The 21,997-nt window shown below is 71.9% G+C and carries 18 protein-coding genes and 1 pseudogene; 7 read left to right on the top strand and 12 right to left on the bottom strand.

Features of this window, described 5'->3' with window-relative positions; genetic code table 11:
- Window positions 1–87: 87 nt before the first annotated feature.
- Both msrB and msrA read right to left on the bottom strand, forming a co-directional pair.
- A pseudogene (gene msrB, locus VMR06_RS04715) lies at window positions 88–495 on the bottom strand (peptide-methionine (R)-S-oxide reductase MsrB); the annotation flags it as partial.
- Window positions 492–1,136 carry a peptide-methionine (S)-S-oxide reductase MsrA gene (gene msrA, locus VMR06_RS04710; protein WP_325373535.1) on the bottom strand — a complete coding sequence of 215 codons (645 nt, stop codon included), beginning with the start codon at window positions 1,134–1,136 and terminating at the stop codon, window positions 492–494. The pseudogene msrB and the gene msrA, both read right to left, overlap by 4 nt.
- Before the next feature lie 150 nt (window positions 1,137–1,286).
- Between msrA and VMR06_RS04705 the strand changes: the two genes are divergently transcribed.
- The 3 genes from VMR06_RS04705 (at window position 1,287) to VMR06_RS04695 (ending at window position 4,349) form a co-directional block, all read left to right on the top strand.
- Window positions 1,287–2,393: a PA0069 family radical SAM protein gene (locus tag VMR06_RS04705; protein WP_325373533.1), complete on the top strand. Its 1,107-nt coding sequence runs from the start codon at window positions 1,287–1,289 to the stop codon at window positions 2,391–2,393.
- A 385-nt stretch (window positions 2,394–2,778) separates the two neighbouring features.
- Window positions 2,779–3,396 (top strand): OmpW/AlkL family protein, encoded by a 618-nt coding sequence (locus VMR06_RS04700; RefSeq protein WP_325373531.1) that lies wholly within the window; start codon window positions 2,779–2,781, stop codon window positions 3,394–3,396.
- Window positions 3,397–3,656: 260 nt separating this feature from the next.
- A complete protein-coding gene (locus VMR06_RS04695) occupies window positions 3,657–4,349 on the top strand; it encodes a DUF4197 domain-containing protein (RefSeq protein ID WP_325373529.1) in 693 nt (230 codons plus the stop codon).
- A 30-nt stretch (window positions 4,350–4,379) separates the two neighbouring features.
- Here VMR06_RS04695 and VMR06_RS04690 read toward each other — a convergent pair whose 3' ends face one another.
- The 5 genes from VMR06_RS04690 to VMR06_RS04670 form a co-directional block, all read right to left on the bottom strand.
- Complete coding sequence (locus VMR06_RS04690; protein WP_325373527.1) at window positions 4,380–4,916, bottom strand: hypothetical protein; 537 nt, start codon at window positions 4,914–4,916, stop codon at window positions 4,380–4,382.
- A gap of 104 nt (window positions 4,917–5,020) precedes the next feature.
- Entirely contained in the window at window positions 5,021–6,463 is a 1,443-nt protein-coding gene (sbcB, locus tag VMR06_RS04685) for an exodeoxyribonuclease I (RefSeq protein WP_325373525.1), read from the bottom strand.
- On the bottom strand, window positions 6,460–8,157 hold the full coding sequence (locus VMR06_RS04680; RefSeq protein ID WP_325373523.1) for a Na/Pi cotransporter family protein: 1,698 nt from the start codon (window positions 8,155–8,157) through the stop codon (window positions 6,460–6,462). The genes sbcB and VMR06_RS04680 overlap by 4 nt, the downstream gene beginning before the upstream one ends.
- 54 nt (window positions 8,158–8,211) lie before the next feature.
- Entirely contained in the window at window positions 8,212–10,995 is a 2,784-nt protein-coding gene (locus VMR06_RS04675; RefSeq protein WP_325373521.1) for a serine/threonine-protein kinase, read from the bottom strand.
- The gene (locus VMR06_RS04670; protein ID WP_325373519.1) at window positions 10,992–11,570 is read right to left on the bottom strand and encodes an ECF-type sigma factor; all 579 of its coding nucleotides are present in this window, start codon (window positions 11,568–11,570) and stop codon (window positions 10,992–10,994) included. The genes VMR06_RS04675 and VMR06_RS04670 overlap by 4 nt, the downstream gene beginning before the upstream one ends.
- A gap of 215 nt (window positions 11,571–11,785) precedes the next feature.
- Here VMR06_RS04670 and VMR06_RS04665 point away from each other — a divergent pair, with 215 nt between their 5' ends.
- Window positions 11,786–13,246 (top strand): choice-of-anchor Q domain-containing protein, encoded by a 1,461-nt coding sequence (locus VMR06_RS04665; protein WP_325373517.1) that lies wholly within the window; start codon window positions 11,786–11,788, stop codon window positions 13,244–13,246.
- Window positions 13,247–13,401: 155 nt separating this feature from the next.
- Window positions 13,402–13,968, top strand: a complete 567-nt coding sequence (gene orn / locus VMR06_RS04660; RefSeq protein WP_325373515.1) for an oligoribonuclease — start codon at window positions 13,402–13,404, stop codon at window positions 13,966–13,968.
- Window positions 13,969–14,175: 207 nt separating this feature from the next.
- Here the strand turns inward: orn and VMR06_RS04655 are convergent, their stop codons facing one another.
- The 3 genes from VMR06_RS04655 to VMR06_RS04645 form a co-directional block, all read right to left on the bottom strand.
- Window positions 14,176–15,945: a DUF885 domain-containing protein gene (locus VMR06_RS04655; RefSeq protein WP_325373513.1), complete on the bottom strand. Its 1,770-nt coding sequence runs from the start codon at window positions 15,943–15,945 to the stop codon at window positions 14,176–14,178.
- A gap of 110 nt (window positions 15,946–16,055) precedes the next feature.
- The gene (locus tag VMR06_RS04650; RefSeq protein WP_325373511.1) at window positions 16,056–17,561 is read right to left on the bottom strand and encodes a carotenoid oxygenase family protein; all 1,506 of its coding nucleotides are present in this window, start codon (window positions 17,559–17,561) and stop codon (window positions 16,056–16,058) included.
- 30 nt (window positions 17,562–17,591) lie between these two features.
- A complete protein-coding gene (locus VMR06_RS04645; RefSeq protein ID WP_325373510.1) occupies window positions 17,592–18,008 on the bottom strand; it encodes a DUF2141 domain-containing protein in 417 nt (138 codons plus the stop codon).
- A gap of 181 nt (window positions 18,009–18,189) precedes the next feature.
- Here VMR06_RS04645 and VMR06_RS04640 point away from each other — a divergent pair, with 181 nt between their 5' ends.
- A complete protein-coding gene (locus tag VMR06_RS04640) occupies window positions 18,190–19,311 on the top strand; it encodes a sensor histidine kinase (RefSeq protein ID WP_325373507.1) in 1,122 nt (373 codons plus the stop codon).
- A 5-nt stretch (window positions 19,312–19,316) separates the two neighbouring features.
- Window positions 19,317–19,964, top strand: coding sequence for a response regulator transcription factor (locus VMR06_RS04635; RefSeq protein WP_325373505.1), 648 nt, complete (start codon window positions 19,317–19,319; stop codon window positions 19,962–19,964).
- Between the two features lie 206 nt (window positions 19,965–20,170).
- On the opposite strand, the gene VMR06_RS04630 is transcribed toward VMR06_RS04635, so the two are convergent.
- Together VMR06_RS04630 and VMR06_RS04625 are read right to left on the bottom strand one after the other, a co-directional pair.
- A complete protein-coding gene (locus VMR06_RS04630) occupies window positions 20,171–20,869 on the bottom strand; it encodes a YafY family protein (RefSeq protein ID WP_325373503.1) in 699 nt (232 codons plus the stop codon).
- A 182-nt stretch (window positions 20,870–21,051) separates the two neighbouring features.
- Entirely contained in the window at window positions 21,052–21,675 is a 624-nt protein-coding gene (locus VMR06_RS04625; RefSeq protein ID WP_325373501.1) for a DJ-1/PfpI family protein, read from the bottom strand.
- Between the last annotated feature and the right edge of the window lie 322 nt (window positions 21,676–21,997).

Genomic DNA, 21,997 nt, shown 5'->3' with positions numbered 1-21,997 from the left:
CCGGCGGCGCGCTGCGCGCCGGGCCGCGGGCGGCGGACGGGCACGGCCAAGCCGCGCCCGCCCGCGATCTCAGGGATCGGTCGGCAGGAAGTCGAGTGCGACCGAGTTCATGCAGTAGCGGTTGCCGGTCGGCGGCGGGCCGTCCGGAAACACGTGGCCGAGGTGGCCGTCGCAGCGCGCACAGCGCGTCTCGATACGGATCATGCCGTGGCTGGTGTCGCGCAGCTCACGGATGTGCGCCGGATCGTACGGCGTGAAGAAGCTCGGCCAGCCACTGCCCGATTCGAACTTGGCATCCGAGCGGAACAGCGGCAGCGCGCACAGCCGGCACACGTAGATGCCGTCCTCGTGATTGTCGAGCAGCGCGCCGCAGAACGGCCGCTCGGTGCCGTGGTCGAGCAGGATGCGCCGCTCCTCCGGATCCAGCCGCGCCGCCAGACGGTCGCGCTCGGCCGGATCGAGGCTGAGCTCGTAGCCGGAAGCGGACTTGCTCATCGCTCGCCCTCCTTCTTGAGACGATCGGCGAACTGCTTGCGGACCTTGATCACCTTCGGGATCGCCACGGCCGCGATGTACGGCTGCTCCGGATGCTGGGCCGCATAGTTCTGGTGGTACTGCTCGGCGCGGTGGAACGCATCCAGCGGCACCACCTCGGTGACGATCGGCGCCGCGAAGACGCCGGCGGCCTGCAACTGCGCGATGTAGGCCTCGGCGACCTCCTTCTGCGCGGCGTCGGCGTAGAACACCGCCGAGCGGTACTGGCGGCCGACGTCGTTGCCCTGGCGGTCCTTCTGGGTCGGATCGTGCGCGACCGAGAAGAACACCTTGAGCAGCTCGCCGTAGCTGATCTTCTCGGGATCGTAGTCGATCGAGACGACCTCGGCATGATTGGTGTCGCCGGCGCAGACGGTCTTGTAGTCGGCCGTCGCGGCGCTGTCGCCGCTGTAGCCGTTGACGACGTCGATCACGCCGTCGAGCTCGCGGAACACCGCCTCGACGCACCAGAAGCAGCCGGCCGCCAGGACCGCGTTCTGCGGACCGCTGACGCTGACCGGGTCGATGTCGCGTGCGGCATCGGGGAAGTCGCCACGCGCGACGGTGAGATTGCGTCCGGGAATGTCGCAGACCAAAGCCATGACACGCTCCAAGGAAAGCGCGCAGTGTAGACGGATCGCGCCGGCGGGGCCCGGCGCGTCCGCGCTCGCGCGGAGCCGAGGAAATGGGGGCGCGGCGCGGGCTTGCAACGGTTCGCAGACGTTGAGACGGCCGCGCGCATACTCACACCCATGCCGCGTCCACGCCCCGACGATCCCGCCGACCTGAGCCGACCTGAACGCATCAAGGGCCGCGGCGCCGCGTCCAATCCGGTCGGCCGCTTCGAGACCGTCACGCGCACCGTCGAGGACGACGGTTGGTACCGCGAGGAACAGGGCCGTCCGCGCCCGGCCACCGAAGTCCGCGAGATCCGCGCGCGCAGCATCGTCACGCACAACGAATCGCCGGACGTGCCGTTCACGCAGTCGATCAATCCGATCCTCGGCTGCGAGCACGGCTGCGTCTACTGCTATGCGCGGCCGTCGCACGCGTACCTCAATCTCTCGCCGGGCCTGGACTTCGAAACGCGGCTGTTCGCGAAGGTCAACGCCAGCGAGCGGCTGCGCGCGGAACTGGCCCGGCCCGGCTACGTCTGCTCGCCGATCAATCTGGGTTCCAACACCGACCCGTACCAGCCGGCCGAGCGGCGCTACCGCATCGCGCGCCAGGTGATCGAGGTGCTGGCCGAGTGCCGCCATCCGCTGACGATCATCACCAAGAACGCGCTGGTCGAACGCGACCTGGACCTGCTCGCGCCGATGGCGCGCGACCGGCTGGTGCAGGTGTTCGTGTCGGTGACCTCGCTCGACAACCACCTGTCCAGCGCGCTCGAGCCGCGCGCCAGCGCACCGCACCGGCGCATCGAGGCGATCGCCAACCTCAACGCGGCCGGCGTGCCGTGCGGCGTCATGGTCGCGCCGATCATTCCGGCCGTGACCGACATGTGGATCGAGCGGATTCTCGAGCAGGCCGTCGCCGCCGGCGCATGCAGCGCCGGCTATACCGTGCTGCGCCTGCCGTGGGAACTCAAGCAACTGTTTCGCGACTGGCTGGACCTCCACGCCCCCGAGCGCGCCGAACACGTCATGAGCCTGCTGCGGCAGATGCGCGGCGGCCGCGACAACGATCCGCGTTTCTCGCACCGCATGCGCGGCGAAGGCGTGTTCGCCGACTTGCTGCGCCAGCGCTTCGCGGTCGCCTGCCGCAAGGCCGGCCTCGACCGCGGCCGCGAGCGGCCGCTGGCGACCGACCTGTTCCGGCCGCCGCGGCCGGACTCGCCGCAGGGCAGCCTGTTCTGAGGAGACGCGCCTGATCGGACTTACCTGACGGCCAGCCCGATCGAGCCATCCGACCCGGCAGCCCTGACCGGGCGCACCGATCGAGCGCTCGCCGATCGAGTCGGCGCGAACCGGGCGCAGCCGATCGAGCACCTTGCATCCCGATCGCTGTCGATGTCGATCCGACGCGATTGCGCGCGCCGCGCCCGCGCGCCCGGCGCGGGATTCGGACGAATGGCCCCGGCAGACGCGGCACGCCGGCGCGAACGCCGCACGGATCCGGCGCGGCAGCGGCACGCCGCTGCGTGACACGGTGCCGCACCCTTTCCGCAGTTGACCTCGATCAACTCGCCTGCCGGGCCGCAACGGATGATGGCGGCACATCAATAAAACCCGGAGCCCCGTCATGAAGCACTCGTTGTCTCTCGCCGTCTTCGCGGCCCTCGCGCTCGGCGCGCCCGCCCTCAAGGCCGCCGATGCCGGCGACTGGCAGTTCAAGTTCGGCGCGCACGTCGTCGACCCCAAGTCGAACAACGGCACGCTGGCCGGCGGCACGTTGAAGGCCGACGTCGACAGCGACTGGAAGCCGACGTTCTCGCTGGAGTACTACTTCTCGCCGAATCTCGGCCTCGAGGTGCTGGCCGCGCTGCCGTTCAAGCACGACATCAGCCTCAACGGCACCAAGGCCGGCGAGACCAAGCACCTGCCGCCGACCGTGTCGCTGCAGTGGCATTTCCTGCCGGACGCCAAGGTCAGTCCGTTCGTCGGCCTCGGCCTCAACTACACGCGCTTCTTCTCGACCAAGGAAACCGGTCCACTGGCCGGCACCAACCTCGACCTCGACGATTCCTGGGGCCTGGCCGCCCACGTCGGCGTCGACTTCGCGCTGAAGGACCGCTGGTCGGTCACGCTCGATGCGCGCTGGATGGACATCGACACCGACGTCAAGGTCGACGGCGCCAAGGTCGGCACCGTCAACATCGATCCGATCGTCTACGGCGTCGCATTCGGCTATCGGTTCTGATCCGCGTCGCGCGGCGGCAGGACGCCGCCGGCACGAGCGGCGGTCCCGCCCGTATCGGGCCGCCGCACGAGCTCCCACGGGCTCGACGGCCGCGCAGCGCGCGCCGGCCGGGCGCGGCGGTTGCAGGACGCATGCCGTCACGCCGTTCAGGGGGAAGCTGCGGGCCGGCGCATCAGCGCCGGCTCGTCGCTTTTGTTTGCGAATGGCAGTCCGCACCACACGTAGAATCGGCTTCACCTCCCGCCGACCCGGAGCTGCCGATGAAACACCTGCCGCTACGCCCGATGCGAATCTTCGCGCTGCTCGCGCTGCTCGCGATCGGTGCTCCCGCCATCGCCGCCGACGCGCCGCAGGCCGCCGCCGGCATCAAGGAAACGCTCTCGCGCAGCGTCGAGGCCGCGATTGCCCAGCTCGGCAAGCCCGACGGCTTCCTCGCCGACAAGGCCGTGCGCATCGCCGTGCCCAAGCCGCTCGAACCGGTCGCCAAGACCGCACGCAGGCTCGGCCAGGGCCAGTACGTCGACCAGCTCGAGACCGCGATGAACCACGCCGCCGAGCAGGCCGTGCCGGCCGCTGCCGAGATCTTCGGCGAGGCGATCCGCGCGATGTCGGTGCAGGACGCGCTCGGCATCGTCGGCGGCTCCAAGGACGCCGCGACCGCCTACTTCCGCCGCAGCAGCGGCGAGGCACTGCGCGCGAAGATGCTGCCGCTGGTCGCGCAGGCGACCGATTCGGCCGGCGTCACCAAGGCCTACAAGCAGTTGACCGACAAGGGCGGCGGCAAGCTCGCCGCGCTCGGTGCCAGCAGGGAATCGCTCGACCTCGACCGCTACGTGACCGACAAGGCGCTCGACGGCCTGTTCCACACGATCGCCGAGCAGGAAGCGCAGATTCGCGACAACCCGGTCGCGACCGGCAGCGCATTGCTGCAGTCGCTGTTCGGTCCGCGCTGAGCGCGCACGCCGGACGCCGCCGGGACGTCCTCAGCGTCCGGACCGCATCGACGGCGGCGCCGCCTCGCTCGGCGGCGCCGCACCGTTCACCGCCGTCTCCCCGTCCGCTGCCGGCGGTGCCCAGGCGCGCAGTTCGCCGACCATGGCGATCACCGGCGCCGGCAGCGTGGCCGGCGGCGCACTCCCGCTCCAGGTGATCCGGTGCGTGCCGCCGCTGCCGGTCCGCGACAGCGTGCAGCTGATATTGCCGGGCTTGCGATGGCTCAGACGCTCGAAGTCGGCCGCGTCGAGCCATGCATGCCAGCGCCGCAGCGCCCCGGCATCGTCGCCGAGCGGCTGCTCGACGCGCGGCGCGCCGAGCGGCTGGCGGACCTGCCAGAGCCGTCCCGCGCCGTCGATACGGCGGCCGCCGGACGCGCCGCTGAAGCCGCCGCCACAGATCAGCTCGATGCTGCGTGCGACCCCGTCGGGCGGCGCGTTCGCCTGCGATTGCGCCCCGGCCGGCGACGCCGCGCAGACCGTCGCGGCCAGGACGAGCGCGATCGCCGCCGCGTGCCGTCTGGACATCATCGAATGCTCCGCGTCGGCACGACCCGTCTCGCTCGCCGGGTCAGCACGGACGAGCCGGTTCACGGCTGCCCGAACGGCTGCGGATCTAGGACGGTCCGCGCTCATTCGGCCAGCTCCGCCTCGACGCTCAGCCCCCAGGCCTCCAGCGCATCGAGCAGCGCCTGGCGATCGGCGTAAAGCGGATCGGCGCGCAGCGCCGCGATCGTGGCGCGATAGTCCTGCAGCGTCAGGCCGGTCAGCGGCGTCGGCCGCAGCAGCCGCTCGCGGCGGAACGCCTGCCAGCGCGCGGTCTCGTCGGCGTCGAGCGTTTCAGGCCAGTTGCGCGCGCGATAGCGAAACAGCAGCTCGGCATAGCGCGGATCGCGAAAGGCCGCCGCGTAGCGCGCGAGCTCGGCCGCCGGCGTGCGCCGCACCTCGCGCAGCAGGGCGCGGTCCGCGTCGGGCAGGAAGCCGCCGTAGAGCGCCAGCTCCGGATCCTGAGCGGTCTGCGCGTCGCGGGCCAGCGTGAACACCTGACGCACCTTGGCGGCCAGGCCGTCGGCGGCGCGCAACCGGTCCAGGTGGCGCTGCGCGCGGTCCAGATCCAGGCCGATACGCGCCAGGTCGATGCCGCGCGCGGTCGACAGCGGTGCCAGCGCCGGCGAGCGGTTGGCATGGATCGCCTTGAGGCCGATCCGCTCCACGCCCTCGGGCAGATCGGCGCGCGGCGTGAACACGCGATCGGCGATCGCCTCGGCGTCGAGCGCGATCAGGTCGGCGGGATCGGCGTCCAGATCGACGACCAGCACCGCATTGGGCAGATGCGGATGCATCGCCAGCGGCGCGATCGGCGCGAGGCAGCCGCGGCTGGCCGGATAGCGCGAGGACACGTGCAGCAGCGGCGCCATGGTGGCGACGTCGAGCAGCTCGAACACGCGCTGCTTGCGGCGCAGCGCGAACTGGTACTCGAACAGGCGCGGCTGCCGCAGGCGCACCAGCCGCGCCAGTCCGATCAGCGCCTCGACGTCCGACAGCGCCTCGTGCGCGCGGGTCTGCACGATGCGGTTGGCGGCCGCCAGGTCCTCGAGGCGGAAGCTCGCGCTGCCGTCCTCGCGCGTCGGCCAGACCAGGCCCTCGGGCCGCAGCGCATAGCAGATGCGCATCAGGTCGATCAGGTCCCAGCGCGAATTGCCGTCGCGCCACTCGCGCTCGTACGGATCGTAGAAGTTGCGGTACAGCAGCTGGCGCGTGAACTCGTCGTCGAAGCGGATCGAGTTGTAGCCGACCACGCAGCTGCCCGGCACGCTCATCGCCTCGTGCACCTGCGCGGCGAAATCGACCTCGGCCAGGCCTTCGTGCGCGAGGCGCTGCGGCGTCAGCGCGGTGATCATCACCGCCTGCGGGTGCGGCAGCACGTCGGGCGCCGGCCGGCACAGCAGATCGATCGGCTCGCCAATCGGCTCCAGGTCCGGCGTGGTGCGGATCGCCGCGAACTGGGCCGGCCGGTCGCGGCGCGGATCGGCGCCGGTCGTCTCGTAGTCGTGCCAGAGGAAGGTCGGACTCATCGGGGCGGCGATCCTTCGGTCGATGCGGTCGTCGGCGGCGCGGCTGCGGCTGCGGGTTCGGCTCTGGCTGCCGGTTCGGCCTCGCGCTCGGGCGGCGCGGGCGCCTCGGCGATCAGCGTACTGATCTGCGCGAGGTCGCGCAGCACGTCCAGATGCAGCGCGCTGCTCTGCAGCGTGTCGGCGCGCCCGCTGCGCAGCCGCTCGAAATGGCTGTCGGCCGCTTCGCTCTCGGCCCGCTCGAACGCGGCACGCTCGGCCTGCAGCGCGCCCGCGCCGCGCGCGTCCTCGGTCGTGAACAGCGCGGCGGCGACGCGCAGGGCCGGGATCAGCCGGTCGAACAGCGTCAGCAGTTCGCCGCGGCCCTCGGCCGAGAACGCCGTGCCTTCGCGCAGCCGTTTCGCGGCGTGTCCGCGCAGGCTGCGGTCGACCACGTCGCCGGCCTGCTCCAGGTGCGTGGCGAAGCGCAGGATCTCGTTGAGCCGGCGGTGGTCGGCGGCGCCGAGCTCGTCGGCATCCAGGCCGATCAGATAGGTCTTGATCGCGGCATTGAGACGGTCGAGGACGTCGTCCTGACGCTCGATCTCGCCCGCGTCGTGGCGGCCGTCGCGGGTCAGCACCGGACGGACCGCGATCAGCATGCGCTCGAGCACGTCGGCCATGCGCAGGGCCTCGCGCGCGGCATTGCCGAGCGCGACCACCGGCACCTGGCGCGCGGCCGGATCCAGATACAGCGGCCGTCCCGGATCGTCGGCGGCCGGCCGGTCCGGCAGCAGGCGCCGCAGCAGGCCGGCATAGGGGACGAGCATCGGCAGCAGCAGCGCCGCCAGCGCCAGATTGAACGCGGTGTGGAAATCGGCGACCGCGCGTGCCGGATCGGCTTGCCACGGCGCCACGCCATGCGCGAGCAGCGGCAGCGCCGGCAGCATCAGCAGCGCACCGGCCACGCGCGGCAGCAGATTGCCGACCGGCACGCGCCGGCCGGCCGGATCGGCACCGGCGGCGCCCTCGACGACCGGATTGATCGCGGTGCCGATGTTGGCGCCGAGCACGAACGCGAACGCCGCTTCCGGCGCGACCGCACCCTGGGCGGCCAGCGACATCACCAGCAGCACGACCGCGACGCTCGAATGCGCGGCCCAGGTCACCAGCGCGGCCAGCGCGACGTCGAGCAGCGGCCACGACGACAGCGTGCCGAGCGCGGCACGCAGCGCCGGTGCGTCCTCGTAGCGCGCCATCAGGCCGAGCAGCTGGTGCAGCGCCATCAGCATCAGACCCAGGCCGATGAACACGCGGCCCAGATCGTGCGCGCGCGAACCGGCGCCGCGCCGGAACAGCGTCACGCCGACCAGGATCGACGCCGGCGCCAGCGCCGCGACGTCGAACGAGAACACCTGCACGATCAGCGTGCTGCCGACGTTCGCGCCGAGCATGACCGCCAGCGCCGGCACCAGCGCGACGATGCCGCGATGGGCCAGGCCCGTCGTCATCAGGCCGGTAGCGGTACTGCTCTGCAGCAGCGCGGTCACGCAGGCGCCGGCCAGGAACGCGCGGTCGCGCCGCCGCAGCGCATCGCCGAGCAGCGCGCGCAGGCGCGGTCCGTAGGCGCGCTGCACGCCGGTCTGCACCATATGCGTGCCCCACAGCAGCAGGGCCACGGAGCCGGCGAAGTCGAGCAGGACGATCAGGAGCGACATGGGCCGGCAGTGTGCCGCAAGCGCACGCGGCGCGCCGCATGCGGCGGCAACGACCTAGCCCGATGCCGCCGCAACGGGCGCCGCCTCCTGCTGCAGCGTGCGGCGCAGCGCGTGGTAACGCACGCGCGCCGGCGCGCGGTCGACGAAGCGCTCGTTGAGCGACGGCGCGACCGCGTCGAGCAGCGGGCCTGCCTCGTCGGGCCGCTCCAGCTCGACCAGCAGGCCGGCCAGATCGACGCGAACCTCGATCACCTGCGGGCTGTCGTCGCCGAATTCGGCGCGCAGCATCGACTCGGCGCGGCGCAGGCCGGCCTCGGCCTCGGCGCGGCGGCCGAGCGCCTGCAGCGTCAGTGCGCGCGAGCGCGTCACGACGGCCGCGCGGTACTGCTGCTCCGGCGGCAGCAGCGCGACGGCCTTGTCGGCCTGCGCGAAGTAGTCCAGCGCCTCGGCGTAGCGGCCGCGCCGCCGCATCCATTCGCCGAGGTGGAACTGCTGGCGCATGCGCTCGGAGCGCAGCACGGAATCCTGATCGTCGCCGACGATCGCCGGCGCCAGCAGCGGCCAGGCCTCGTCGAGCCGGCCGGCCAGCAGCAGGCAGCGGCCGAGGTTCTGCCGGAACACCAGCAGGCGCGGCCCGACGATCGTGCCGTCGTTCCCGGCCAGCTCGAATACCTCGCGGAACATCGGCTCGGCCGCCGCGTAGTCGCCCATCGTCTCGAGCAGGCTGGCCAGGTTGTTCAGTGCGATCAGGTAGCCGGCGGCCTCCTTCTGGCCGCGCATCGCCGCGACGATCGCCTGGAATTCCGCGCTGGCCTCGCGCAGACGGCCCTGCCGGTACAGCGACCGGCCCAGCTCGTTGCGCACCGTCGTGATGCGCGCGCTTTCGGGCGGATAGCGGTCGGTACGCGCCGCCAGCATCTCGCGCAGCAGGGCCTCGTTGGCGGCGATGTCGCCCTGCTCGTAGACGATCTTGCTGAGATGGCCGAGCGCGCTGATCAGGACGTCGTCGTCGGGCTTCTTGAGGCGGCGCAGGATCGCCACCGAGCGCTCGGCGGCCGCGCGCGCCTCGTCGAGCCGGCCGCCGCCGGTCAGCGCGTCGGACAGCATCGAGGCGGCGACCGCCGCATCCTCGCTGTCCGCACCGCTCGCCAGCTCGGCCAGCGCCAGCGCACTGCGCCCGGCGGTCACGGCCTCCTCGTTGCGCCCGAGCTGGGTCAGGAAGAACGCGCGGGAGCCGAGCAGCTCGGCCATCAGCACCGGCTCGGTGCCGATCGTCTCGAGCAGGCGGCCGGCCTCCTCGACGCGCTCGGCGGCCAGGTCGAAGCGTTGCGCCAGGCCGTAGCTGCGCGCCAGTTCGTGCAGCAGCAGGGCCATGCGCCGGTCCTCCTGCGCGGTTTCGCGCTGCAGGGCGACCGCCGCCTCGAGCGTGCCGATCGCCTGATCGGTCAGGCCGAGGCGTTCGTAGATGTCGCCGAGCGCGCCGAGCAGGCGGATGCGCTGCTGCGGGCGGTCGGCCAGGCGCTTGTCGAGTTCGGTGCGGCCGCGGTCGACCAGCTCGCGCGGCGTGACCGGCCCGGCGCCGCCGTGCTCGGGCGCGGCTTCCTCGAACAGCGACACCAGATACTCGATGACCTGCTCGGCGGTCGCCGACTCGCTGCGCGCCTGCGCCTCGGCGCGCAGCGCGCGGTCGCGCTCGACCGCGAGGCGCCAGGTGAATACCGAGGCCAGCACCAGCGCGATCGCGGTCGCGCCGACCGCCCAGCGGTGGCGCCGCGCGAACTTGCCGAGCCGGTAGCGCAGGCTGTCCGGCGCGGCCTGGATCGGCTGGCCGCGCAGATAGCGCTCCAGGTCGTTGGCCAGCGCCTCGGCCGAGCCGTAGCGGCGATCGGGCTCCGGATGGGTGGCCTTGCCGACGATGATGTCCAGATCGCGATCGATGCGGGCCTGGCCGGCACCGACGCTCGGCGCCGGCAGGCTGCCGTCGGCCTGCGGCGACGGCGCTGCGTCGAGCAGCAGCTCGTACAACAGCGCGCCCAGACCGTAGACGTCGGTGGCCGTGCTGACCGGGCGCCCGGCGCGCTGCTCGGGGCTGGCGTAGGCCGGCGTGAACCACGGCACGCCGGTCTGCGTCTGCTGGCCGGAGTGCTGCGCGTCGAGCAGCTTGGCGATGCCGAAATCGAGCAGCACCGGCGTGCCGTCCTCGCGGACCAGCACGTTGGCCGGCTTGAGGTCGCGGTGGATCACCAGACGCTGATGCGCGTAGTGGACCGCGCGACACACCTGCTGGAACAGACGCAGGCGCTGCCGGCGCGGCAGGTTCGCGCTCTGGCAGTAGCGCGTGATGCTGGCGCCCTCGATGTATTCGATCACCAGATACGGCTGGCCGGCCTCGCTGGTGCCGCCGTCGAGCAGACGGGCGATGTGGGGGTGATTGAGGTCGGCCAGGATCTGCCGCTCGCGGCGCAGGCGCTGCCGCGCGTCGCTGGTGGCGATGCCGCGGATCAGCTTGATCGCGACCTGCCGGTCGAACTCGGCATCGACGCGCTCGGCCAGGAACACCGTGCCCATGCCGCCGCTGCCGATCTCGCGCAGCAGGCGGTACGGACCCAGCCGCGTGCCGCTGACCGGCTGCTCGCCGAGCTCGCCGGCCGCGTCGCGCAGGCGGTCGGTGATGCTCTCGTCGGCGCCGGCGTCGGCCGCGGCCAGCGCCAGCGCCTCGCGCCGCAGCGCCGGATCGGCCTCGTGAGCGGCGAGCCAGCCCTCGCGCTCGGCCGGATCGATCTCGATCAGTGCGTCGAACAGCGCCTGCAGGCGCTGCCAGCGCTCCTCGCCGCTCATGCCTGCATGCGCTCCTTGAGCCAGGCGCGCGCGAAGCGCAGGTCGCGGTCCACGGTCGGCACCGACAGGCCGGTGACCTCGGCGATCTCCTCGCGCTTGAGGCCGAGCAGATAGTGGAACTCGACGATCTCGTGCTTGCGCGCGTCGACCGCCTTGAGCGCCTGCAGCGCGTCGTCGAGCACCAGTGCGTCGCTGCGCTCGTCGGCAACGCCGTCGGCGGCCGACAGCGTCACGTGGATCTGCCGGCCGCCGCGCTTCTCGCTGCCGCGCGCGCGCGCGGTGTCGATCAGGATGTTGCGCAGCGCGGCGCTGACCACGCCGTAGAAATGACGGCGGTCGCGCCAGCTGACGTCGGCCTCGAGCAGGCGCATGAACATCTCGTGGGCCAGTTCGGTCGCCTGCAGCGTGACGCCGGCGTCGACCTGGCGCAGGTGCTTGCCGGCCATCGCGCGGACCTGCGCGTAGACCAGTTCGGTCAGGCGGTCGGCAGCGGCGGCGTCGCCGTCGCTCCACGCGTGCAGCAGCACGGTGACGTCGCGGCGCGTGGCGGGTGAGTCATCGGCGAGATCGGTCATGAGTACGAAGAGCTTCGGACACTGATAGGAAATTCCGCACGACTGCGTCCTGGTCGTCGAGCGCGACGTTAGGGACAGCGAGAAGTCCCGGATCGTCGCAGTCCGGACCGGAGGCCCCGAAACGCTCCGCCCTTGTACCGGACCGCCTTGGTCCGGACCAGTCCCGAATGGACCGGACTTCAAGTCCACAACGCTATTTGTAACGGAGTGTCCGCATGATACCTGCCCGATCCGTCCTGTTGACCGCCCTGCTGGCCGCCGCTCCCGCGGCGAGCGCCGCGACGTTCACGGTCTCGACCCTGGCCGACGGCGGCGCGGGCAGCCTGCGCGAGGCGGTCACGCAGGCCAACGCCAGCGCCGGCGAGCCGCATCTGATCCAGTTCCAGCCCGGGCTGACCGGCTCGATCGTGCTCGGCAGCGAGATCCGCATCGGCAGCAGCGTGCACGTGCAGGGCCCCGGCGCCGGCGTGCTCGCGATCGACGGCAACGGCGCCACGCGCCTGTTTCGCGTGCAGCGCTCCGGCGGCAATCCGCGCACCGTCACGCTCAGCGGACTGACCCTCACGCGCGGCCGCGCCGACGACGGCGGCGCGATCTGGGCCAACGACGACAATCTCAATCTGGTCGCGGTGACGCTGAACGCGAACGTCGCGACCAACCATGGCGGCGCGATCTGGATGACCGAAGCCGACCTCGGCCTCGACGGTGTCGTCGTCGCCGACAACCGCGCCTCGGAAGTGTCCGGCTACGGCGGCGGCATCTACTTCACCGCCGGCACCGCGACGATCGCGCGCAGCTTCATCGCCGGCAACCGCGCCGCGTTCGGCGGCGGCATGCGCCTGAGCTCGCCGCGCGTCCACGTGGTGATCACCGACACGCTGATCCAGGACAACTGGGCCGACCACACCGGCGGCGGCGCGGTGATCAACACCGTCACCGGCCTGCGCATCGCCAACAGCACGTTCCTCGGCAACTCGACCGGACAGCCGCACGGCGGCGGCCTGGAGCTGACCGTATCGAACAATCCCGGCGACCCGGGAGCGATCATCGAGAACACGACGTTTTCGGACAACCGCTCGCGCCACCAGTCCGGACGCGCCAGCGCGCTGTCGCTGACCGGCGGCAACACGGTGATCCGCAACAGCACGTTCGCCTACAACAAGAACGGCCCGACCTACCCCGATCCGGTCGGCGCCGGCGGCGCCTTGTGGGTGTCCAACACCGCCACGACGGTGACGATCGAGAGCACGCTGTTCAACCACAACACCAACGGCACCAGCACGACGCCGGCGACCGACCTGTCGCACGTCTCGACCTCGCCGCAGAACCCGAGCGTCGTGCACGTGCGCCACTCGCTGTTCCACACGCTGCCCGAGGCCGGCGCGATTAACGGCGAGTCGATCTCCAACCGGTTTGCGACCGACGCGCAGCTGCGACCGCTGGCGATGCACGGCGGCGGCCTCGGCTTCATCCCGGTGCACGCCCTGGCACGCACCAGTCCGGCGATCGACGCCGGCACCAACCCCGGCGGCCTGAGCACCGACCAGCGCGGTCCCGGCTTCGTCCGCGCCTGGAGCGATCCGAACCAGGCCAACACCGCTGCCGCCCGCCCCGACATCGGCGCCTACGAGTACGGCGCGGACCGGATCTTCCTCGGCGACTTCGAGTCGCGCTGAACCGCTTTCCCGGGTGCCCGCGCCACGGACGGCGCGGGTGCTCTTTCGCCACGGTTCCCCGAGCGGTCGGCGCCACGGAAGGCACCGGTCGCATTTTCTTTGCGCACCCCGCGGCTGCAGGCAGAATAGGGCTCCGTTCCGAAGGACGAAACGCGATGACGGTGACGCAGGCGCACGAGGACAATCTGGTCTGGATCGACCTGGAAATGACCGGGCTCGATACCGACCGCGACTCGATCCTCGAGATCGCTACGATCGTCACCGACAAGCACCTGAACGTGTTGGCCGAGGGGCCCGAATACGCGCTGCGCCACCCGGTCGAGCGCCTCGAGGCGATGGACGAGTGGAACCGCAACCAGCACGCCCGGTCCGGCCTGTGGCAGCGCGTCGTCGAGTCCGACATCGACATCGCGACCGCCGAGGCGCGCACGGTGGCGTTTCTCGCGCAGTGGGTGCCGGCCGGCAAGTCGCCGATGTGCGGCAATTCGATCTGCCAGGACCGCCGCTTCCTGCACCGGCTGATGCCGCGGCTCGAGCGCTACTTCCATTACCGCAACCTCGACGTCTCGACGATCAAGGAACTGGTGCGGCGCTGGTCGCCCGAGATCGGGCGCGGCTTCGTCAAGGAAGCCGCGCATACCGCGCTCAGCGACGTGCGCGACTCGATCGCCGAGCTGGCCTACTACCGGCTCCACATGGGTCCGCTGGCCGGGCGGGACTAGCGCATCCGCGGGCCGCGCGGCCGTCCGCCTGCTGCGGCGGCGGCAGCGACTGCGCGACCGGCTTCGGGCGACGAGACCGCGCGCACACGCATTGCGCGCGAGCTGCGTGCATCGCCTGCGCATGGCGGCCACCGCATCGGCCCGCCGCGAACGAACGCCCCCGCATCGTTCGTGACGGCCGCGCCCTGTCGCGACGCGCGAACGCCCTCAGCCGCTGGCCTCGGCCGCCTTGTCGCGCGCCTCGGCGATGAAGCGGCGCACCTCACGCTCGAGCACCGGCAGCGGCACCGAGCCGAGCGCGAGCACGGCGTCGTGGAACGCGCGGATGTCGAAGTGCTCGCCGAGCTCGCGCTCGGCCTCGGCGCGCAGGCCGACGATGCTGAGCTCGCCGAGCTTGTAGCTGAGCGCCTGCGCCGGCCAGGAGATGTAGCGGTCGACTTCGGTCGTAACCTCGTGCTCGCTGAGCGCGGTGCGGTCGCGCAGATAGGCCAGCGCCTGCTCGCGCGTCCAGCCCTTGTGGTGGATGCCGGTGTCGATGACCAGGCGTGCGGCGCGCCACATCGCATAGGTCAGCCGGCCGAACTCCTCGTAAGGCGTCTCGTAGATGCCCATTTCCTGGCCGAGCTTCTCGGTGTACAGCGCCCAGCCTTCGCCATAGGCCGAGATGTAGGTCTTGCGCCGGAACGCCGGCAGGCCGGTCTGCTCGCTGGCGAGCGCGCCCTGCAGCGAGTGGCCCGGCGCCGACTCGTGCAGCGTCAGCGCCGGCAGGTTGTACAGCGGCCGCGACGGCAGGTCGTAGGTGTTGACCCAGTACGTCGTCGCGCCGCCGCGGCCGGCGGTCCAGAACGGCGCGATGTCGGCCGGCACCGGCACGATCGTGAAGCGCCCGCGCGGCAGCAGGCCGAAGAAGCGCCCGAGCTGGCCGTCGACGCGCTTGGAGATCCATGCCGCGCGCATCAGCAGCTCCTCGGGCGTCTTGGCGTAGAACTGCGGATCGCTGCGCAGGAACGCGAGGAACTCGGCGAAGCTGCCTTCGAACTTCGCCTCGCGCATCGTCTCGCGCATCGCCTCCTCGATCTGCGCGACCTCGGCCAGGCCGATCGCGTGGATCGCATCGGGCTCCAGATCGAGCGTGGTGTACTCGCGGATCTGCTGGCGATACCAGGCCTTGCCGTCCGGCATCGCCTCGGCCGCGAGCGTCTTGCGCGCCTTCGGTACGTATTCGGACCGGAAGAACTTCAGCAGCTTCGCGAACGCCGGGATCACGCGCTTGCCGATCGTCTCGGCCGCCTCGCGCCTGAGCGCGGCCTGCTCGTCGGCCGCGATCGACGCCGGCAGCGTCTTGAACGGCGCGTAGAACGAGGCTTCGGCCGGATCGGCCAGATCGGCGACCGCCGCGATCGACACCTCGCGACCATCGAGCACCGCGCGCGGCACGCTGAAGCCGCGCCTGAGGCCGCGGCGCATGTTGGCGATCTGCTCGTCGAAATAGCGCGGCACGTCGTCGAGCTGCGCCAGATAGGCGCGATAGTCGGCCGCGCTGCGCATCGGTCGGCGCGTCATGAAGCCGAGGTCCGACCAGAACGAGGAATCGCTGTTGAACGGCATCTCGTAATCGCGGAAGCGCGCCGACGCGGCGAGATTCTCCACCTGCGGTCGGTAGACGGCGTAGTTGATGCGCTCCTCCTCCGACAGCGCATCGACGTCGAGCCCGTCGAGCTCGGCGAGCACGCCCTCCCAGACCTTGAGCCGCGCCTTGTGCGTGGCCGGATCGACCGACGGCAGCCGCCGCGACGGCGCAGCCTCGCCGTCCTCGTCGTCGCCGCCGGCGAACTCGGCATTGCGCCAGGTCCATTCGCGCGCGGTGATCGCACGGAACGCATCGTCGGTGTCGTTGGCGTCGGCCGGTGCGGCCAGACCGCCGCCCAAGATCAGAACCCAAACGAAGAGCGAGCGGCCAAAAGACGGACTGGGCATCGCGGACCCCTTGCAGATCAAAGCCGCGATGATCGCATCGATTCGTTTGGCATGATGCATCGCGCATCCGCGAACGCGTCGCCTCCCGAGGCGGGTGGGCTCTTGCCTCGCTAGACGCCCGCGAACGCCCCGTGGAACCCGAGCGGGAACGTATACGGCAGCCAGGCCTCGGCCAGCGGGCCGTCGTCGACGTGCTCGGCGTCGAGCACGGCCAGGCCCGAGCGGCCGCGGTCGGCGTCGAGCAGGGTACCGACCAGCCAGCCTTGGCCGGGCTTGCGGCTGCCCGGCCGCGGCACGAAGACGTGTTCCTCGGCGAGCACACGATCGCCGTAGCGGTGCAGCTGACGGCGGTCGCGCTCGGGATCGAAGCTCATGACCGCGTTGAAGTACGGCACGTCCGGGGTGACCGCGGTCGGCGCGTAGAGGCGCGCCGGCCGATCGCCGGGCGTGCGCGGATCGAACAGCGGAAACTCCATGACGTGGTCGGCATGCGTCTGCCAGCGCGCGCGGCCGCTGCGCAGGTCGAGCCGCAGCGTGCGCAGCTGGCCCGAGGTCGGTGCCGGTTCGCGCTCGCCGCGCATCGTCGCGGCCATCGGCGAGCTCGCACCGGCCGGGTCGGTATGGCGCACCGCGCGCACGTGGATTTCGCCGTCACGCTCGAACGCGTCGCCGAAGTGGTAGACCGCGGCGAAGTCGACGTCGAACCAGCGCGCGGTATCCGGCGCGGACTTCGGCACCACGGCGACGCGGCACGGCAGGTCCGGTGCGAAATGCATGCGCTCGAAGAACGCGCCCGCTTCGCTGAAGCGGAACGGCATCAGCATGAAGACCAGATGGCGGTCGGTCATCGCGAAGCTGTGCAGATAGCCGTGCTGCTCGGTCGCCAGCTGCGTGGCGCCGAGCAGGCGGCCGTCGGCGCCGAGATGCCAGACCAGCAGGCCGGCGCCGCCGAGCAGCGAGATCGAGCCGAAGTTCCACCAGCTGCCGTCGCGATCGCGCAGCGGATGCGCCGAGAACGGCGCCAGCGCCAGATCCTCGCGCCAGGTGGTAGGCCCGCGCGTGACCAGCGAATCGGGCTCCAGCTCGAACGCCGAGCCGCCTTCCCAGAGCGCGAACAGCCGCCCGCCGATCACCGCGACCGAGGTGTTGGCGACGTTGGCGTCGTCGTTGTTGCGGATCGCGCGCGCGTCGGGAACGGTCGTGCCGACGGCCGGATACAGAAAGCGTCCGGCGGCCTGTTCGCGCGTGTACTTGGGCGTGGCGACCATGCGCGCGCGGTGGCTGACGCCGCGCTCGCCGACGCGCCAGGCATGCACCATGCCGTCGCCGTCGAACCAGTGCGAATAGCGGAAGCCGTCGCGCTCGAAGCGCGCCGGCCCGTTGCGGTACAGCGTGCCGGCCAGGCCCTTCGGCCAGCGCCCGCGCAGCGTCGCCGCGGTCGGTCCGAGCGACTCGGCGTCCATGTTCTTCCAGCCGGCCATCCACGGATGGCGGCGCAGGCCCGTGGCGAAGCCAGTGGCGACGTCGTTGCCGGTCGCGGCGCGCAGCAGCGCCGGCGTGCAGGCCAGCGCGGCAGCGCCGGAGAGGAGATCGCGAAGGAATCGGCGGCGGTTCATGGCTGGTCTCGCAGATGCGGTCGGCGCGGATCAGCGCAGCTGGACGGCGACGGTCGTGCCGTAGGCGCCGAGCTCGAACCTGGCCTCGTCCCAGGTCGGCTTGCGCATCACGCGCGGGTTGTTGCTGAAGCCGTAGCCCTCGGTCGGCATGCCGACGAAGTTGGTGTCGAGCTTGCCGTTGCCGTTCTCGTCGTGCATGACCTGGACCGCGTAGGTGCCGGGCGGCAGGTCCTTGAAGCGGAACGTCGCGGTCGCGCCGGTCGGCGTCAGCGCTTCGCCGGCGACGGCCTTGGCCTTGCCGTCCCAGCCGTCGGCCGAGTCGACGACCGCGAGCTTGAGCTGTCCGGACTGCACACGGATGTCGGCGACCTCGACGGTCAGATCGGCAGCGGCGGCGGCGCCGGCGGCGGCGAACAGCACGGCGGCGAATGCGGTACGGGTGATCATGGCGGTGGCTCCGGGCGATGAGAGGGCGGTTTCGACGGAACCAGTCTGGTCGCGCGGCCGCGGTGCCGGCAGATGCCGGGCGTCACCTTCGCGACCTGCCGGAAGTCACTTTCGGTGGCGGACCGCTTGAGCGCACGGCGCCGAGCCGCGATGCTGGCGCCTCCCCGCCGCCGGTCACCCGATGCCTCTCGCCGCCTCCCGTCCCGTCCTGCGCCGCCTGCTCGAGCCGCTCTCGCTGGCCGGCCTGCTGACCTGGGCCGCGATCTTCCTCGGCATCGTCCGCCTGGCGCCGCCGGCGCTGATGCCGCTGATCGCCGGCCTGCTCGGCGGCTTCGGCCTGTGCCTGATCGCCGGCATGCTGATCGACGACGAGCGCGCGCCGCTGCGCTGGCGGCGCGTGCTGGTGGTCGTGCAGGTGCTGCTGGGTCTGGCCACCTGCTCGATCGCGCGCGAGGGCCTGGCGCCGGTGCTGCTGGTGATCGCGGTCGCGCAGCTGCCGCCGCTGCTGACGCGGCGCGGCCTCGTCGCCGCGATGGTCGCGATCAATCTCGCGCTGTATCTGATCATCAGCCGGATCTGGCACAGCTCCACGCCGGTGCTGCTGACGATGATCCATGCCGGCTTCCAGGTGTTCGCGGCGGCGATGACGATCTACGCCGAGCGCGCCGAGTCGGCGCGCGCCGAGCTGGCCCAGGTCAACGCGCACCTGCTGGCGACCCATTCGCTGCTCGAGGAGAGCGCGCGCGACCGCGAGCGGCTGCGCCTGGCGCGCGAGCTGCACGACGTCGCCGGCCATACGCTGACCGCGCTGAAGCTGCAGCTGGCGCTGCTCGCGCGCGAGCCGGGCGCCGCGCCGGCGGTGGCGACGGCGGCGGGCCTGGCCGACAGCCTGCTCGGCGACATCCGCGGCGTGGTCGGCCAGCTGCGCGAGGCCGACGGCCTGGACCTGCGTCAGGCGATCGCCCAGCTGGCCGCGCCGATTCCGCGGCCGGCCGTCCATCTGGACCTGGCCGAGGACGCGCGCGTCGACGACATCGCCCGGGCGCAGACGCTGCTGCGCGTCGCGCAGGAGGCGCTGACCAATGCGGCGCGCCATTCCGGCGCCGCCAATCTCTGGCTGCGGCTGACCCGCGAGGGCCGCGCGCTGGTGCTCCAGGTCCGCGACGACGGCCGCGGCGCGCGCGTGCTGACGATCGGCCACGGCCTGGCCGGCATGCGCGAGCGGTTGGCCGCGATCGGCGGCACGCTGATCATCGCCAGCGAGCGCGGCTTCACGATCACCGCGCGCGTGCCGCTCGGCTGACCACGATGTCGAACCCGCCTGCCACGCTGCGCATCGCCCTGGCCGACGACCAGGCCCTGGTCCGCGCCGGCCTCAAGTCACTGCTCGAGGGCGTCGGCGGCGTGACCGTCGTCGTCGAGGCCGCCGACGGCGCGGCCCTGCTCGACGCGCTGGCCGCGATGCCGGTCGACGTCGTGCTGTCGGACATCCGCATGCCGGGGCTCGGCGGTCCCGATGCCGTACGCGCGCTGCGCGCACGGGGCGACCGCACGCCGGTGATCCTGCTGACGACGTTCGACGACGGCGAGCTGCTGCTCGAGGCGGTCGAGGCCGGCGCGCAGGGTTTCCTGCTCAAGGACGCGGCACCGGAAGACCTGATCGAGGCGATCGGCATGGTCGCCCGCGGCGAGTCGCTGCTGCAGCCGGTCGCGACCGATCCTGTGCGCGCGCGCTACGCCTACCGCGAGCAGGCCGCGCCGAAGACGCATTTCACCGAACGGGAGGTGTCGATCCTGCGCCTGCTCGCCGGCGGCTACTCGAACAAGGAGATCGCGCGCTCGCTGTTCCTGGCCGAGGGCACGGTCAAGAACTACGTCTCGGACATCCTCGACAAACTCGGCACGCGCGACCGCACGCGCGCGGTGCTCAAGGCGATCACGCTGCGCGTGATCTGAGCGGCACCTCGCTCGTGGATCGCCGCCGCGTCGGCGCAGCGGCCACCGCGTCATGCGTCCTCGCACTGCACGAAGATCGAATTGCCGCTACCCGATGGCCATCGTGGAGCAGGTCGCGTACGACCGCCTCGCCGGGGGACATCGATCGCGTCCCGGCGGCGATTGGCCGCGTCGCGTACCGTGCACCGATGCGCGATGCCGCCGCCTCAGCCGCCGAAGCCGGCCGGGTCGGTGCCGGCGGCGCGCAGGTATGCGTCGATGCCGCGCTCGGGCGACTCGGCGAAGACCTCGCCGGTCGGCGCGAACGCGGCGATGCGGTCGGGGCGGAAATTGCGGAAGCTCTCGCGCAGCCGGCACCAGGTGCCGAGCGTCCAGACGCCGCCCCAGCAGGCCAGGCACAGCGGCTCGACCTCGCGCAGGCTGGGACGGCCGGACTCGTCGCGATAGTCCAGACGCAGCACCTGCTGCGCCGCGATCGCCTCGTGCAGGCGGTCGATCAGGCCGCTGCGCGCCTCGTTCCAGTCCATCGGCGCGTAGATGCGCGAGCGCTTGGCGCGCTCGCGCAGGTCCGGCGGCAGCACGGCCTCGATCTTCAGCAGCGCCGCCTGCGCGCCGGCGTTGAGGCGGCCGCCGGCGAACGCGCGCACGAAGCGCGTACCGACCACCAGGGCCTCGATCTCCTCGGCCGTGAACATCAGCGGCGGAATGTCGGCCCCCTTGCGCAGGACGTAGCCGATGCCGGCCTCGCCTTCGATCGGCACGCCCGAGGTCTGCAGATCCGCCACGTCGCGATAGACCGTGCGCAGCGAGACCTCGAGCGTCTCGGCCAGACGCCGTGCCGGCAGCGCGGTGCGGCGGCCGCGCAGGGCGTGGATGATGAGGAACAGGCGGTCGGCGCGGCGCATGCCGCGATGATCGCCGCCCGCCGCGCCGCGCGCCAGGCATCCGATCGCCGCCGCGACCGGGCCGCCCGGCCCGGCGCACCGGTCCACGGCCTGTGAATCGCGAACGGCGCGGCGCGCATCGGCGGCTACCGAGGCCGGCCGCCGGCCGCCGCGCGCACGATGCCGGCGTCGAGAGACCGCATCTAGCGCTCCACGGCCGCGACCGGCGCGGTCTCGGCGACCAGCCAGGACGGCGGATCGCCGTACTTGAACAGGCGATACCAGGCCTCGGTGTCGCGGCTGTCGTAGAGATCGAGCAGCCGGATCACTTCGCGCGCGAACTCCACGCCGCCGACCGCGCTCGCGGTGAGGATGCCGGCCTCGCCGACCGCCAGCGCGTCGGCATCGTAATGGGCCGTACCGGCATAGCCGGGCACGAAAGTCTCGATGTGGCCGGGGTGATTGGCGGTATGGCGGCGCCGCTCGAGCAGGCCGGCGCGCGCCAGCGCCAGTACGCCGCTGCACAGCGCGCCGATCGCCATGCCGTGCGCATGCCAGCGCGGCAGACGCTCGGTCACCGCGGCGTTCTCGCCGCGCTCCCAGGCGGCACCGCCCGGCAGGATCATCAGCGCGCCATGGCGGGTGTCGACCTCATCGAGCGTCAGATCGGGCACGACGCCGAGGCCGCCCATCGACTGCACCGGCGCCCGGCGCAGGCCCACGGTCCGCACCCGGTAGTCGCCGGGGCGGCGCACCTCGCACAGGGCCAGGGCGCTGCCCCAGTCGGCGAAGCCGTCGAAGACGAACAGATAGACGATGTTGCGCATGGGGGTTTTCCTCGATCCGGATGGAAGGTCATCGCCGTGTCGGGCGCCGGCACGTCCACGGCGGCAGGCCGTCGCAGGCGAACGATGGGAAACGACGATAAGGAAGGCCTGCTGACAACGCGGTGTCAGCAGGCAGACGGGGCCGGGGCACCGCCCCTGCAGACGGGCGGGGCGCGGTCTGACGGTCGGCCCGATGTTCGACAGCCTACGAGCACGACCGGTTGCCGCCAATGCCCGATCGCCTTGGCTTCTTGCCCAATCGAACGGCCGCTCGACGCAGGTTCAGCCGTCCGCGAGCAGAACGTCGACTTCGTTTCCGGCG

The organism is Dokdonella sp. (genome assembly GCF_035511235.1).
Taxonomy (GTDB): Bacteria; Pseudomonadota; Gammaproteobacteria; order Xanthomonadales; family Rhodanobacteraceae; genus Dokdonella.
The sequence above is the reverse complement of the archived record's forward strand: the minus strand, read 5'-3'. Positions and strand labels throughout refer to the sequence as shown.